The following is a 14990-nucleotide window of genomic DNA, read 5'->3' as shown; positions in this document are numbered from 1 at the left end:
GGAACCGAAAAACGTATAGAGTAGGAAACTATTAAATTATTGTATTATGAAAAAATTTACACTTTTAGTAGCCAGTATGTTCCTGGTAGGAAGTATGGCTAATGCGTCAGAAAACCCTGTTTTTTCTGACAACAATGGTAACGGACCGCGTTATGGCATTGACTATCGAAATGCGGAACCGATTATGTTTATGGAAAGAGGCATAGCATTTTATATATTCCCGAACGGTGAATTTGATTTCAACACCCAGCCTGCTGAAACCGTGGTGTACACCCGAACAAGACGTGGCGGTGTCAATGCAACCTACGGCGCTCCGGCAACCCGTGGTAATGTCCGCGGTTACTATACGCCCAACTATGGTGTTCGTATCGAGCACGATAATTTCGGAAGAGTGAAACGCGTAGGTAATGTTTTTATCAACTACGATAGCGCTAACCGCGTTAAAAGAGTGGGAACAGTATATATGAGCTATAACAGTTTTGCCTTGTCACAGGTAGGTGGCTTGCGTATTTTTTACAACCGCAGAGGGCAGATTATCGACATGAGCGGTTTTGTGAACAATGCGTCTCAAAATTATACTTATGCTCCTTATAGCAATGGCGGTTATCCGGTTTATGACAATGATGATTATGACGATAACAACTACGGCTCAGGTACCGCCAGCAATGACGATGATTACTATTATTATAAAGCCGATGGTACCAAAGCGAAGATGAGCAATGAAGACATCAAAACGATAAAAGACAGTAAAAAATAATTTTAAGTGTAGTTAGTTTAAAATTTTGGTTGGTTAGTTTGAAGAAACCCGCAAGACAATCCGTTGTTGAGCGGGTTTTCTTATTTGATGAGTTTTGCCATTTTCAAGGCTTTGAGCAGTACCATATTGATATCCTCGGAAATCTTAAAGAAATAGTTCAGATACAGGTAAACGATGGTGATCAGGACTGATTTCATTCCGATACTGATAACCGGGTGAAACGGAAAATCCCAATAGTAAAAGGCAAAAAAGCAAAACAATGATATTCCGAAAGAATATAAGGTGTTTCTGGAAAACGGAAACAGTTTCATCCGCATGACCACAAAAAGGAGCTTTGCCAGGCTGTATAATGTTATCGAAATCAAGGTGGCTATGGCCGCACCTTCAATACCCATTCTCGGGATAAAAAACATGTTAAGGCTAATGGTCAGAAACACCAGCAGCAGTCCTAAAAACAGAACGGCACGATAGTATTTGGAGTTAAAAATGATTGCATTGTTATTTCCCAGCAGCAAATCAAAATATTTGGAAAGTCCGATCACAAAAACAACAAAAATTCCGCCGCGGTAATTTTGGGGAAGCATGGTGTACAGTTCATTTATATTAACCAGTATTCCCAAAAAGACCAATCCGCCAACTACCTGTAACGATATGGATGTTTTTTTATACAGGTCGTTCAGTTCGTCATGTTTGTTTTCCGTCATCAGCTTTGCTGTAATCGGATAAGTGATCTGGTGCATTGCCCGGCTGGGAACCGATATTACCGTAGCAATAAAGATGGCTACCGAATAATAGGCTATGTTTTCGATCGCGATATACTGCCCGATCATGTTTTTGTCTATATCCAGAAGCATGTTCGCGATACTGCCCGATAGAATAATAAAGGAGGAATAGACCAATACGGCTCTGCTATTGGCCGGAAGCCGGAACCGGAAAACAATGGGCTTTACTTTAAAGGCATAAAACAGCATCAATAGCATGGTCGCTAAATAGATGCCCATCAGTGCATTGATAAACATCAGCGGACTGATCCATTTAAAGTAAACGGCAAACAGGAAAACCGTGATGAGAATACGCAGGGCGATTTCTTTGATAAAGCTTCCGAAAACAGATTGCATGTGTACTTTTACCCAGGCATAAAATATTTCAAAATAGCCCATACACAAACCGATCACCGGAATCTGCCATACATAATCGAAGATAATCGGGTTTTTGCGGGACAGGAACGATGCTACAGCCGAATATCCGAAGGTTCCGAAAAGAAACATCGGGATAATGAGCAGGAAAGGGAGAAACAACACAAAGGTCAGGAATTCTTCTTTTTCTTTTTCGGTCTTATAATGGGTAAAGTATTTAATCAGGGTATTGTGCACACCAAAAGCCATCAACGGCATGATGATGTTTGCCGAAGAAAGCAGATAGCCCGTTAGTCCGTAATAGGTTTCTCCCAAAAATTTAGGATACATAAAAAGCGTATTGGCAGCCCCTATTACAAATCCGATATAGGTTATCACCGTGTTTTTTATGGATTGATTAATGACAATTCCCATGCTATTTCAATAAATCGGCTAATTGTTTCGTCAGGTTTTTACGGCTGTATTGCTGCAGTCCTACCGGATATACTTTCAGGTTTTGCTCCAGGTAGGCTTTATAGTATTTTAAAAGCGTTTCTTTGACCAGGTCTTTTTCTTCATACAGGGCAAAAACACCGGTATTGGTTTGTTTCAGTATGCCTGCAAAATCCGCTTCTTCCGGTCCGATAGCGAGTATTGGTCTTTCGGAAACCATATATTCAAACAGTTTTCCTGGTATGATGCTTTTGGTTTCTTCCGAATCAATTTCGATCAGTAACAGCACCTGCGATTTGCGCTGGTGCTGTACCGCTTCCTGATGGGAAACGTAGCCCAGGTTGTTTACATACGGAGCCAGTTTAAACTCGTCTATCGTTTCCATGATTTCCTGACTGGTTGCCCCGATCAGTTTCAGCTGAAAGTGCTCCTTAAATCCTGGTTCTTCTTTTACCAGTTCGCTCAAGGCTTTCCAGAGTATTCTCGGGTTGCGCTCCGATAAAAAGGAACCGATATGGGCTAAGGTGAATTTTTCATCCAAAGGTTCTTTGACAACCTTTTCCACATCATAGCCGTTGGTAATAACATGAATTGGTTTGCTCGTAATGGCTTCAAATTCTTTTTTAGTGGTCTGGCTGGTTACCAAAAGGAAATCGGCCTCCTGCATTACTTCCCGTTCCAGGTCTTTGTGCTTTTTAGCGGCATAGCCGGATAATTTTAGCGCTTTATGATAGCCAATAGTGGTCCAGGGATCCCTGAAATCGGCTACCCATTTGATGTGTTGCTTTTTTTTCAGTGCGAGCCCGATAAGGTGCAGGCTGTGCGGCGGTCCGGTAGTGATTACCGTATCAATTCCGTTTTCTTTAATGTATTCCGACAAATAGGCAACCGACGGTTTTACCCATAATACACGGGCATCGGGTATGAACAGGTTACCTCTTGTCCACAGCATTAAACGTTCTAAGAACGACTGCTTTTTTTTATTCGGGATAATCCCGGAACTGATTTTCCTGGTTTTATTTTTTGAAAAAACCGAGGCCCATGCATAGGGCTCGGTAATTTTCTTTTTAAGTATCGTGATGCTGGCCGGAACTTCTTCTTCCAGTTGCCGGTCCAATAACGGGTAGGTTGGATTTTCCGGAATATAAACCACCGGTTCCATTCCGAAGTCCGGTAAGTACTTTACAAACTTCAGCCAGCGCTGTACACCGGGTCCTCCGGCCGGCGGCCAATAATAGGTTATGATCAGTACTTTTTTCATTATCAGTTATGCTGCGTTTTCTTTTTCCTTTTTAGCATCAAAATAAATTCCGGCAATAATCAGTATCAGCATTGCAATAAAGCTGAATAAGGAAATCTGGCTTCCTTTTTTAACCACTCCCGGTTCGAATTTAAATTCAATGGTGTGTTTTCCAGCCGGAACTTCCATCGCTCTCAATACATAGTTCACAGCAAAATGCGGTACTTCCTTACCGTCTATAACCGCTTTCCAGCCTTTCGGATAATATACTTCCGAGAAAACAGCCAATCCTTCATTCGGGTTATCCGAGGTGTATTTCAGGTAATTCGGTTTGTACTCCTTTAAGGTAATCACGGCCGAAGAGTCTTTTACAAAAGTGCTTCCTTTTACCGCATTGGCAAATTCTTTCTGGTTTAGAACCGCTATTTTTTTAGTGTCCAGTTTGTCCAGCGCTTTCATTTCCTGATCCGGTGTGTTTACTTTTTTCACCTCACTCACAAACCACGCATTTCCGTTTGCTTCCGCATTTTTCAACGGGATGTCTTTTCCTTCGTTATCTTTCTGGATGATGTATTTTACATTCAGCATGTTCAATACACCAATATTGTTTTTCGCGATCTGGTAGTCAAACAGCTGCTGCATTTTTCTTGGTTTTGCCGCATGGTAACCACCGATAGATTTGTGGAAATAGGACGCTCTTGCACTCGACATGTTACCGTCTACTTCAAATACCCTGTAGTGTGTTGTATCCTGTAATATCTGTGCATCGGCCGGTGTTTCTTCAAAAGGAACATCTGCCTGACGTGCTGTAACAAAGCTGTCGCTGTTTACATAGTTTTTATCAACAAAGAACAAATCGCCCACCATTAATACACCTACCAGTACAACAGCCGTAACCTGTGACAGTTTGTTTTTTGTAAACAGCCATAATACTGCCGCTGCCAACAGGATCAATGTTCCGGAACGCAATAAATCGGAAACATACATCGCAGCACGCTGCTCTTTTAATGCCTGGATAAATGGTGCGCCCATTTCTCCGTAAGCCTGTAAATAGTAACTGTCGTTTCCTCCGGTAAAGCTGAACATTCCTTTGGACAATAGTAAGATTACCACTACTCCCAAAGCTGCTGCTCCGGATTTCCACAAAGCATTCCAGCGTTCTTTCTCCTCGGCTTTAAAAAAGGATTGTAAGCCCAATACGGCTAAAACCGGCATACACAGTTCCAGAATTACCTGGATGGATGATATGGCTCGGAATTTATTGTACATCGGTACATAGTCGATAAAGAAATTCGTCAGTGCCGGTAAATGTTTTCCCCATGACAGGAATAACGATAACAAGGCACCGGCAAGAAACGCATATTTGATTTTTCTTTTGTCGATAAACAGCGCTAAGATAAACAGGAAGAAAACCACCGCACCAATATAAGCCGGAGCGGCAACTATAGGCATATCGCCCCAATAGGTCGGTACGCTTGATGCAAAATCTTTTGCCTGTTCCGGTGAAGCACCCTGATTGGAAACCATTTCATACATTGGCGAATCCACACCTACGTTTTCATGGTTGGAACCTCCGAATAAACGAGGGGCAATCAGGTTAAAGCTTTCGGCAATACCATAACTATATTCGGTGATATACTCATAGGACATCGCGTTATTGCTTTCTTTTTTAGAGCCGTCCGGATTGAATGTCAGTTCACTGTCGCTTCGGGTACTGTATTTGGCATATTCGGAAGTTGCCATCAGGTTGGTTGCATTGACACCGATACTCAAAATACCGGCTACAGCAAAAATTCCGATAACAATTCCTAAGTTTTTAAAGTCTTTGTTTTTGATATACTGAATGGTAAAACAGATGCCTATTACCAACAGGAATAATAGCAGATAGTACGTCATCTGGAAGTGATTTGCATTGATTTCCAATGCTGCTGCCACCATAGTGAGCAGTCCTCCCAGCAGGTATCTTTTCCGGAAAACCAGGATCACTCCGGCAACCACCATTGGCATATAGGCTATTGCATGGGCTTTTGCATTGTGTCCCACTCCTAAAATAATAATCAGATAGGTCGAGAATCCAAAGGCCAGAGCGCCAAAAAAGGCTTTGAGCGAATCTACCCTGAACACGCGGAGTAAAATATAGAATCCTACAAAATACAGGAATAAATAATCTGCCGGACGCGGTAAAAAGCGGATAACAGAATCCAGTTGTTTGATAAAATTATTAGGATAATTGGCGCCTAACTGATAAGTTGGCATCCCTCCAAAAGCACTGTCTGTCCAATAAGGCTCATCGCCTGTTGTTTTTCTGAAGTCGTTCTGTTCTTTTGCCATCCCGATATATTGAGCAATATCGGACTGGAATACTTTTTTACCCTGTAGTACAGGATGGAAATACAATAAAGAGATCAGTACAAAGCCAAAAATTGCCAGTACATGTGGGTAAAATTTAGAAAGGTTTTTCATAAAAAGAATTTAGCCTAATAATAGTAGGCTAAAATAGAAATAAATGTCTTGTAAAAAAAGAAAAAGAGCAGGTTTCAAACACTACTCTATCTCTTCAAAATCGATATACTCGCCTACTTTTTTCTTCTCTCTGGGTTTATCGGAAGAAAAGTTAGCCTGAGTATTTTGCTGTTGCGATTGCTGTGTATTTTGCTGATTGTAGTATTGTTGCTGTTGCTGGAAGTTTTGCTCTGCTTTTTTCACAACCTGTTGCAAAAAATAAGGTGCCAATAACTTCATTACAAATTTTAGCGCATAAAAAATAACGATAATCCATAACAATGTTCGCACAAAACCGCTAAATGATGCCGTATCCATAATATATAAATTTTGTCAAATTTAATAAATCATTCGTTTAAAAATAAATTCTATTTCTTAAAATAATAATAAAATAACTACATTTGAATTACGTTTATATCCTATTGAAACGCAACTTACCCATGATAAAGCACTTTAAATTAAAAATTGCAGGTCTTTTACTTTTTACCACCTCATTAAATTACGCCCAGTTTACAGATGAGATCAACTCGAACCGCCCCGGAAAATCACACGGTGCTTTCTCGGTAGGTAAAACCGTAATTCAGGCAGAAGCCGGCACATATTATATTAATGACAAGCACAAATATCTGGGATATAAGTCTTCGGGTTTTGGCGGGGAATTAAGTCTTCGATACGGGGCTTTCTTAGAGCAGCTGGAGTTTATTGCGGATATCCAATACCAGTTTGACAGTTATAAAACCGATTATTACGATACGAACCGAAACGGTATCAGACAGGCCACCATAGGGGCCAAATACCTGGTGTATGATCCTTTTAAAAATCACGAAGAAAAAGTAAACATTTACAGCTGGAAAGCAAACCACCGTTTTAAATGGCGTCAGTTTGTACCGGCAGTCGGGGTTTATGTAGGTGCTAATTTTGGTGCTTCCAATATTTACAGGTATCCGGACGAGCCTTCTTTCAGTCCGAAAGCCATGTTGATCACCCAGAATCATTTCGGGGCACAATGGGTATTGGTGGGTAACTTTATCGCCGATAAATTCACTTCCGATTATTCCAGCTACGGTTACGTTTTAACGCTAACAAGAGGTATCAACGAGAAATGGTCGGCTTTTATAGAAAACCAGGGTTACCAGAGTGATTATTATTCCGATGTGATCTTCAGAGGCGGTGCAGCTTACCTGCTTCGCAAAAACCTTCAGATCGATGCTTCAATAGGAGCGAATATTAAAGATACGCCATCCTTAGTTATTGGCGGAATCGGTTTTTCATGGCGTTTTGACAAAAACTACAAGCCAATCGAAATTAAGAGCGGTAAAGAAGAAAAAGGCAAAAAGGACGGTAAAAAAGAAGAGAAGAAAAAACGTGTTGATGAGATAGAAACGCAATAGTATTTAAAATGATTCACATACAAGAAGCAATCACTAAAAAGGAAATGACAGACTTTGTTACATTTCCTTTTCAGTTATATAAGAATAACGCTTACTGGGTTCCGCCTTTAATAAAAGACGAACTCAAGAGTTTTAATAAGTCTAACGACATCTTTAAAAGTGTGACGGCACACTTTTTCCTGGCCTATAAAGATCAAAAAGTTGTGGGGCGTATTGCCGCAATTATCAACTGGACGGAGGTTAAGGAACTGCACAAGGCCAAAGTGCGCTTTGGCTGGTTTGATGTTATTGATGATCTTGCCGTTTCCAAAGCCTTATTAGACAAGGTGACCGAACTGGGCAAAACGAACAATATGGAGTATATTGAAGGGCCGGTTGGTTTTTCGAATATGGACAAAGCCGGTATGCTCACGGAAGGTTTCGACCAGATCGCAACGATGATCGGATTATACAACCACGCTTATTATCCGGAGCATCTGGAACAACTGGGCTTTACCAAAGAAGCGGAATGGCTGGAATTTAAGATCGATGCCACCCAGGTGGATTTAGGCAAAGTAGAACCGTTATCACGTATTATCGAACAGCGTTATGAGGTAAAGAGTCTGAATTTTAAAACAACCAAAGACATCCTTCCTTATGTGGACGAAATGTTTGGTTTACTGAATAAGACCTATGCCGAATTACAGAGTTTTGTGCCTATTGAGCAGTTCCAGATTGATCATTACAAAGAAAAATACATTTCCTTTATCCACCCGGATTTTATTACCTGTGTAACGGATAAAAACGGTAAAATGATCGCTTTCGGAATTACCATGCCATCTTTTTCAAAGGCTTTCCAGAAAGCAAACGGGAAATTATTCCCTTTTGGCTTCCTGCACCTGCTTAGGGCGATGAAAAAGAACGATCATGCCGAATTTTATCTTATTGGCGTTGATCCGGAATACCAGAACAAAGGGGTTACTGCTTTAATCATGAAACGCATGTACCAGGTGTTTAACGAAAGAGGCATTAAATCGGTCGAAACAAACCCGCAGCTGGAAGAAAACAAAAAGATCCAGCAACTATGGAAAAACTTTAATCCGGTTATCCACAAACGCCGCAAAACGTTTAGAAAGGATTTATAATAAAAAAAAGCCCTGAATTAACATTCAGGGCTTTTTCATTTCTATTTCTGAGAGTATCCGATTAGTTTAATTTATTAAACGTATCGGTATAAGTTCCTGTAATCGTTACATTGTTTCCTTTTGTTACCGATCCGTGGATAGTGATTGAAGAACCAGATCCTACGAATTCCAATGTCGCTCCGCTGTTCAATACCAGGTTACCATAGATCACTACACTACCTTCGATTTTCAATTTAGCATTGCTGTTTACATTCAATGAGTTGTACGGGTTGTGTACCTGTCCCTGCGCCAAAGAACCTTTCATATAGAATGTTCCGCCACTGTTTACATTTAATCCCTGTGAAACTGCTAAAGATCCGCAGAAAGTAAGGTTAGCGTTTACGTTAACACCCTGTACAGAAGCCGAACCTTTATACTGTAAGTTCTGACCTGAGTTTACGTTTAACCATTGGTCACCAGGATAGTTAGGGAAGTTTGTACAGTCAACAGTATTGTTAGGCGTTGCTAACATTTTGATGATTTTCAATCCACCGTTTCCGTTTGCTACGAAAATATAGTCACCGGCACTTTTCACATAGTTAGAAGAACCGTTTAGCGGCAATGAACCTAAAAGGCTTAAAGTTCCTGCAGTGTTGTAGATATATAATCCTGCTGCACCGTTAGCAACAAATGCTTTATTATTGTTAACTGATACTGCATTGGTAACGATATCCTGTACCTCAACTCCGGCTACATTTGTAGGGATTGCGATAGTTTGTAATTTGTTTCCTGTAGCATAGTTATAAACACCTAATCCGTTATATCCTTCCGATACTAAAACTCTGCTGTTATCAGCAAAACCGATAGTTCTTTTAGCATCTGAAACATCCTGAGAAGTGGTGAATGCGTTTTGTAAAGCAAATGAATTGGCATCATATACTTTTACACCCTGAGTTCCGCTTAGAACTACAATTTTGTTGTCTACACTTCCTAAAGCTCTTAAATCGGCAACCGGAATAGCTGCTTCAAAAGTATTTCCGGATCTGTTGTAACGTACCAATTCTCCGTTATAACCGGAAACTGCATAATATTTAGAGCTGTTTGCAAAAATATCAGTAGCTACATTTCCAAGAATGGTATTTGGTGTATAGTTTGTTGTTAACAAACCGTTTTGCAATGGCATTTTAGCAGCAAAAGCAGGGCTTGTTAATGCCGGATTTGAATCAATGCTGGTTGCTCCTGCAATGAATAATTCTCCGTTGTTATAAGAAACCGCGCTGATATCGCTGTTCGGGAAAATCGCCTGAACTACTAACTGCGGGTTATTAGGATTTGAAATATTGATTACGTCAATCGCTCCCAAATAGGTTTCCCCTTCGGTATTGTATGACACATAAGCATATTGATTGGCCACATCCACATGTGTCGCTCTCAACGTGTGCCCGTTATAGGTTGGCGCATTAATTTCGGCAACTAATGTTAGCGGGAAATCACTGGCAGCTCCTGTCATTTTTCCAGAAGTAGCACCTACCATGTCCAAAACTCCTGAATTTGAAAAGTTAATTCTTTGATTTAAAGCATTGATGTCTGAGTTTAAAATAACTTTATCAGCATCTCCGTTTGAATTTGATCCGTTAGTATCATCTGACTGACAACCAATTACGGTTGCAAAAAGCGCTAATGCGGCAATTCCTGTTAATCTGTTTAATTTCATTTTCATTTTATTTGTGGCAAAAATACTCCTTTTATATGTTAAGCTATGTTAAAAAAAGCAGTTATTCACCGTATAAAAACGCAAAACACCGAAGAAGATCTCCGGTGTTTATTCTTACTTTTATATTTCAGGTATTATTCAGCGCTTACGTCTACAGTAGTTTCCTGAGCTATTTTTTTATAGGTTCCGTTAACCAATTTCTCGCGAATTGCCTCGAAAGCCGCTAAAGTTTCGTCGATATCCGTTAAGGTATGCGAAGCGGTAGGAATCATTCGCAACAGGATAATTCCTTTTGGAATAACCGGATAAACCACGATGGACAGGAAGATTCCGTAATTTTCACGTAAATCGTTCACCATCACCATTGCTTCCGGAATACTTCCTTCCAGGTAAACCGGTGTTACACAGGTATTGGTATCGCCAATATTGAAACCTCTCGATTTTAATCCGTTTTGTAACGCATCTACATTTTCCCAAAGTTTTGCTTTCAGTTCCGGCATGGAACGCAACATTTCCAAACGTTTTAACGCTCCGATAGTCATGATCATCGGTAACGATTTTGCAAACATCTGAGAACGTAAGTTGTATTTCAGGTAATCGATAATGTCTTTATCTGCCGCCACAAAAGCACCAATGCTCGCCATTGATTTTGCAAATGTGGAGAAGTACACATCAATACCATCCTGACAACCCTGCTCCTCACCTGCTCCGGCACCGGTTTTACCAAGTGTTCCGAAACCGTGTGCATCGTCAACCAGCAAACGGAAATTGTATTTTTCTTTTAAAGCAATGATTTCCTTTAGTTTCCCCTGTTGTCCGCGCATTCCAAAAACACCTTCGGTAATTACCAGGATTCCTCCTCCGTTTTCCGTTGCCATTTTTGTAGCACGTCCCAAGTTTTTCTCCAGGCTTTCTACATCATTGTGTTTGTACGTGAACCGTTTTCCCATGTGTAAACGAACCCCGTCAATAATACAGGCGTGGGAATCCACATCGTAAACAATCACGTCATTTTTAGTTACCAGAGCATCAATAATAGATACCATTCCCTGATAACCGAAGTTCAATAAATAAGCTGCTTCTTTTTGTACAAATTCTGCTAATTCATTTTGAAGCTGTTCGTGAATCGTGGTGTGTCCGCTCATCATTCGGGCACCCATCGGGTAAGCCGCTCCATACTCTAATGCTGCCTGTGCATCTACTTTTCGAACTTCAGGATGGTTTGCCAATCCTAAATAGTCGTTGATACTCCAGTTTAAAATTTCTCTTCCGTGAAACTGCATTCTAGGTCCCAGTTGTCCTTCCAGTTTCGGAAATACATAATATCCCTCTGCCTGTGAAGCCCATTTTCCTAAAGGACCTTTATTACTTTGAATTCTTTCGAATAAATCTTTTACCATACTATTCAATATTAAGTATATTAAAAACGTGCCAAAAGTAACTATTTATTATATGCCATCATAATAATTTCAGCATAGTTTTCTGCCTATTTTATTGTGTGCTGTCACCACTATTTTTTAACCGCTGTTCTCTAAAAAGAAAACAGGGCCAAAATGTTCTGACCCTGTTTTTACAAGAATACTGCTGCTGTTCCCGAACGGTTCCTATTGGGTCAGGATATAATAATAGCCCCCTATTATTAATCCGAACGAAACAATCAGTCCGAGCATTCCCTTTCGTTTCTGTTGATTTTCTTTATTAATGATACCATTTATAAGGGTATGCCCGGATAAAACAAACAGGCATAAACCAATAAAGAAGGATAATAACTGATTGGTATACATTCTATCAGAATATTACATGTCAACAATAATAAATTCACTTCTTCTGTTTAACTGATGTTCTTCTTCCGAACACGATATCCCGTCTGCACATTTGTTCAGCAATTGTGTTTCGCCATAGCCTTTACCGGTTAATCGCGAAGCCTCGATACCCTGTTTCACCATCCATGCAATTGTTGATCTGGCTCTTCTATCGGATAAACGCTCATTATATTCATGAGTCTGACGGCTGTCGGTATGCGAACGGACATCTATTCTCATTTTCGGGTTTTCTTTCATGACTTCCACTATTTTAGCTAAGTCAACCGCTGCATCACGACGGATATTCCATTTGTCCAGATCAAAATAGATAATTCTGATTCCGAATGTTTTAGCCAGGTCATCACCTTTCTGAACCGGTTTAACGGTTTTATCCAAGGCTACCGGCAGGTTCGTACTTCCGGAAGTATTTGGAATAATAACGCTTAACTCCCTGGTGTTGTAACCCGGCAGTTCTGCTTTTACAAAGTATTTTCGCTGACAGTCCACAGTGCCAAAATTGTAATTTCCGGCCGCATCGGTAGTAACTGTTTTCACTACTTTAAAGTTTTCATCAAACAGGGTAACGGTCGCATTGCGCAATGGTGCTGCAGTATCCGTATCGGTAACGATACCGGCCAGCAGCTGTTCGCAGGCATATTGTAACGGCTGGTTTTCTGTAAACTTATAGATATCATCCGTTCCCTGTCCGCCTTCCCGGTTCGAACTCAGGAATCCTTTTTTAGTGGTGGTATTGATCAGGAAACTGAAATCGTCTTTCGGACTGTTTGCCGGTGCGCCAATATTCTGTACCGTTTTGAAAGTTCCTTCTTTTGATAATCTGGAAACAAAAATATCCAGACCTCCCAATCCCAAATGGCCGTCGGAAGCAAAATAAAGTTCGTTATCTGCCGATACGAACGGAAAGGTTTCTCTTCCCGGTGTATTGATTGTTGTGCCTAAATTTTCCGGTGTGCCAAAACTTCCGTCTTCTTTAATGGCTACTTTAAAAATATCCGATTGTCCCAGTGTTCCGGGCATATTGGACGCAAAATACAAGGTTTTATCATCCGGGCTTAATGCCGGATGTGCCGTACTGTAGCTGTTACTGTTAAAAGGCAGTTCGGTAACAGCTGTCCATTTACCGTCTTTTAAGGTTGCCCTATAAATTTTCAGCAACGTTGTTTTCTGACTGTCTTTTCCTTTTTTACCGTTATTATAGTTGTTACGGGTAAAGTACATCGTTTTGCCGTCTTTTGTAAATACCGGGGTCGCTTCGTGAAACCGGGTATTGATCTCTTTTGCAAATCGTTCCGGGTTGGTTACCGAACCGTCTTCGTTCAGCGTTACCGCATACAGATTGGTAAACGATTCTCCTGTCCAGGTATGTACCCGTTTGCTGAATACACCCGAAGTATCTCTTGCCGAAGTAAAGATCACTTTATTTTCAAAGAAAGAACTTCCGTAATCGGAATACTGAGTGTTGATTCCGGCATTATCAATAGTGTAACGCCCGGAATTCTGTTTAATAATTTCCAGGTAATCGGTCTGGTTTTTATATTCTTTACCTCTTACGTCGTTTGCATTTTTCTCATTGAATCTCGCCAGCATCTGATTGGCCTTTTCATATTCTCCTATGGATTTCAGCGACTGGGAATACCGGTAATAATATTCGGCATCGACCTCTTTCGACATCGCAAACAATTCGCCATACCATTTTGCAGCCGATTCCAGTTTTCCGTTGAAATAATAGGAATCTCCTAATTTTTGCAGTACTTCAACCGATTTGTATCCTTTGTCGGCTATTTTTTCATAGGTTTTAATGGCATCTACATAAGCGTAATTGTCATATTCTTTATTAGCGGAAACAATCTTTCCTTTTTGCGAATATACACTTGTAGAAAGCAGCAGCAGCAAACCTAATTGCAATACTATTTTTTTCATAATCATGTCTTTAATTAGAAGAATCTTGGTGTCAGTATTCTGTTACTTCTGTTAAACAATTCGAATCGCAGGAAAATCTCATGTGATCCTGAGTTATAGTCTGCCAGTTTTGTTGTTTCCATATCATAAGCATATCCTGCAAACAGTCCGTTTGTGATCTGGAATCCAACCATCGCACTGCAGGCTGCATCCCATCGGTAAGCTAATCCGGCAGTGAATTTGTCATACAACAGGAAATTAGCCGACAGGTCAACCTGTAATGGGGCACCTTTAACAATTTTTGTCAGTAATGCCGGTTTGAATTTTATATCCGGATTGATCTCAAACACATGACCGGCAATCACGTAATAATGCAGGTTTTCTTTTGCGGTTGATGCAGAACTTTTATCATAATGTTTGGTTTCCAGAAAATTAGGCACCGATACACCAACATAGGTTTTGTCAGAATGCAGGTAGATTCCGGCACCAAAATTCGGAGAGAATTTATTGTCAATATTGTTCTGAAACCTCGGATCGGAATGGTCATAAATATTCAGCTTGTTAAAGTCAACATTCAGCAAATGTGCCGTTGCTTTTAATCCGAAAGACAGTTTAAAAGTTTCCGATGTATTGATGGTATACGAGAAATCGGCTGAAATGGAATTTTCATCTGCCGGACCGATCCTGTCGTTTACAAATGACAATCCCAGCCCTAAGTTACTATTGTTAATTGGCGTGTTCAGCGATACGGCATTGGTTACCGGCGCACCTTCCAGTCCCACCCATTGCGTACGATGCAATCCGAAAATACTCATTACTCCCCTGGAGCCTGCATAGGCCGGATTGATATTAATCGTATTGTACATATACTGGGTATACTGGGCGTCCTGTTGGGCAAATCCGCTTATCCCGGTCAACAGTAAAACGAAAAGTATAAATTTTGTTCTCATTTTTTATTTGTTTTATAAACCCGGAGTACTTGCTTTCCCCCGG

Annotated in this window: 11 protein-coding genes; 3 read left to right on the top strand and 8 right to left on the bottom strand. The window is 40.5% G+C overall.

The annotated features are described in order from the left end of the window. The first annotated feature begins 46 nt into the window (after positions 1–46). A complete protein-coding gene (locus HW120_RS10120; protein ID WP_177733776.1) occupies positions 47–757 on the top strand; it encodes a hypothetical protein in 711 nt (236 codons plus the stop codon). A gap of 80 nt (positions 758–837) precedes the next feature. Here the strand turns inward: HW120_RS10120 and HW120_RS10115 are convergent, their stop codons facing one another. The 4 genes from HW120_RS10115 to HW120_RS10100 all read right to left on the bottom strand — a co-directional run bounded on the left by HW120_RS10115 (position 838) and on the right by HW120_RS10100 (position 6385). After that, positions 838–2307 (bottom strand): MATE family efflux transporter, encoded by a 1470-nt coding sequence (locus HW120_RS10115; protein ID WP_177733774.1) that lies wholly within the window; start codon positions 2305–2307, stop codon positions 838–840. 1 nt (position 2308) lies between these two features. After that, entirely contained in the window at positions 2309–3586 is a 1278-nt protein-coding gene (locus HW120_RS10110; protein ID WP_394353020.1) for a glycosyltransferase family 4 protein, read from the bottom strand. Positions 3587–3592: 6 nt separating this feature from the next. Next, a complete protein-coding gene (locus tag HW120_RS10105; RefSeq protein WP_177733772.1) occupies positions 3593–6028 on the bottom strand; it encodes a YfhO family protein in 2436 nt (811 codons plus the stop codon). 81 nt (positions 6029–6109) lie between these two features. Beyond that, positions 6110–6385 carry a DUF4834 family protein gene (locus HW120_RS10100; RefSeq protein WP_177733771.1) on the bottom strand — a complete coding sequence of 92 codons (276 nt, stop codon included), beginning with the start codon at positions 6383–6385 and terminating at the stop codon, positions 6110–6112. 122 nt (positions 6386–6507) lie between these two features. Here HW120_RS10100 and HW120_RS10095 point away from each other — a divergent pair, with 122 nt between their 5' ends. Both HW120_RS10095 and HW120_RS10090 read left to right on the top strand, forming a co-directional pair. After that, entirely contained in the window at positions 6508–7458 is a 951-nt protein-coding gene (locus HW120_RS10095; RefSeq protein ID WP_177733769.1) for a transporter, read from the top strand. Between the two features lie 8 nt (positions 7459–7466). After that, positions 7467–8582 carry a GNAT family N-acetyltransferase gene (locus tag HW120_RS10090; protein ID WP_177733767.1) on the top strand — a complete coding sequence of 372 codons (1116 nt, stop codon included), beginning with the start codon at positions 7467–7469 and terminating at the stop codon, positions 8580–8582. Positions 8583–8643: 61 nt separating this feature from the next. Here the strand turns inward: HW120_RS10090 and HW120_RS10085 are convergent, their stop codons facing one another. From HW120_RS10085 to HW120_RS10070, 4 genes are all read right to left on the bottom strand, one after another. Further along, the gene (locus HW120_RS10085; RefSeq protein ID WP_177733765.1) at positions 8644–10275 is read right to left on the bottom strand and encodes an LVIVD repeat-containing protein; all 1632 of its coding nucleotides are present in this window, start codon (positions 10273–10275) and stop codon (positions 8644–8646) included. A gap of 134 nt (positions 10276–10409) precedes the next feature. Beyond that, positions 10410–11675 (bottom strand): aminotransferase class I/II-fold pyridoxal phosphate-dependent enzyme, encoded by a 1266-nt coding sequence (locus HW120_RS10080; protein WP_177733763.1) that lies wholly within the window; start codon positions 11673–11675, stop codon positions 10410–10412. A gap of 396 nt (positions 11676–12071) precedes the next feature. Continuing rightward, the gene (locus HW120_RS10075) at positions 12072–14018 is read right to left on the bottom strand and encodes an OmpA family protein (protein WP_177733761.1); all 1947 of its coding nucleotides are present in this window, start codon (positions 14016–14018) and stop codon (positions 12072–12074) included. A gap of 14 nt (positions 14019–14032) precedes the next feature. Then, positions 14033–14947: a PorP/SprF family type IX secretion system membrane protein gene (locus HW120_RS10070; RefSeq protein WP_177733759.1), complete on the bottom strand. Its 915-nt coding sequence runs from the start codon at positions 14945–14947 to the stop codon at positions 14033–14035. Positions 14948–14990: the final 43 nt, after the last annotated feature.

Source organism: Flavobacterium inviolabile, from assembly GCF_013389455.1.
GTDB classification, from domain to species: Bacteria; Bacteroidota; Bacteroidia; order Flavobacteriales; family Flavobacteriaceae; genus Flavobacterium; species Flavobacterium inviolabile.
The sequence above is the reverse complement of the archived record's forward strand: the minus strand, read 5'-3'. Positions and strand labels throughout refer to the sequence as shown.

What these genes read in the sequence shown, in the direction of transcription:
- HW120_RS10120 (WP_177733776.1), top strand. Translation starts at nt 47, where the DNA reads ATGAAAAAATTTACACTTTTAGTAGCCAGTATGTTCCTGGTAGGAAGT.
- HW120_RS10115 (WP_177733774.1), bottom strand. Translation starts at nt 2,307, where the DNA reads ATGGGAATTGTCATTAATCAATCCATAAAAAACACGGTGATAACCTAT.
- HW120_RS10110 (WP_394353020.1), bottom strand. Translation starts at nt 3,586, where the DNA reads ATGAAAAAAGTACTGATCATAACCTATTATTGGCCGCCGGCCGGAGGA.
- HW120_RS10105 (WP_177733772.1), bottom strand. Translation starts at nt 6,028, where the DNA reads ATGAAAAACCTTTCTAAATTTTACCCACATGTACTGGCAATTTTTGGC.
- HW120_RS10100 (WP_177733771.1), bottom strand. Translation starts at nt 6,385, where the DNA reads ATGGATACGGCATCATTTAGCGGTTTTGTGCGAACATTGTTATGGATT.
- HW120_RS10095 (WP_177733769.1), top strand. Translation starts at nt 6,508, where the DNA reads ATGATAAAGCACTTTAAATTAAAAATTGCAGGTCTTTTACTTTTTACC.
- HW120_RS10090 (WP_177733767.1), top strand. Translation starts at nt 7,467, where the DNA reads ATGATTCACATACAAGAAGCAATCACTAAAAAGGAAATGACAGACTTT.
- HW120_RS10085 (WP_177733765.1), bottom strand. Translation starts at nt 10,275, where the DNA reads ATGAAATTAAACAGATTAACAGGAATTGCCGCATTAGCGCTTTTTGCA.
- HW120_RS10080 (WP_177733763.1), bottom strand. Translation starts at nt 11,675, where the DNA reads ATGGTAAAAGATTTATTCGAAAGAATTCAAAGTAATAAAGGTCCTTTA.
- HW120_RS10075 (WP_177733761.1), bottom strand. Translation starts at nt 14,018, where the DNA reads ATGAAAAAAATAGTATTGCAATTAGGTTTGCTGCTGCTGCTTTCTACA.
- HW120_RS10070 (WP_177733759.1), bottom strand. Translation starts at nt 14,947, where the DNA reads ATGAGAACAAAATTTATACTTTTCGTTTTACTGTTGACCGGGATAAGC.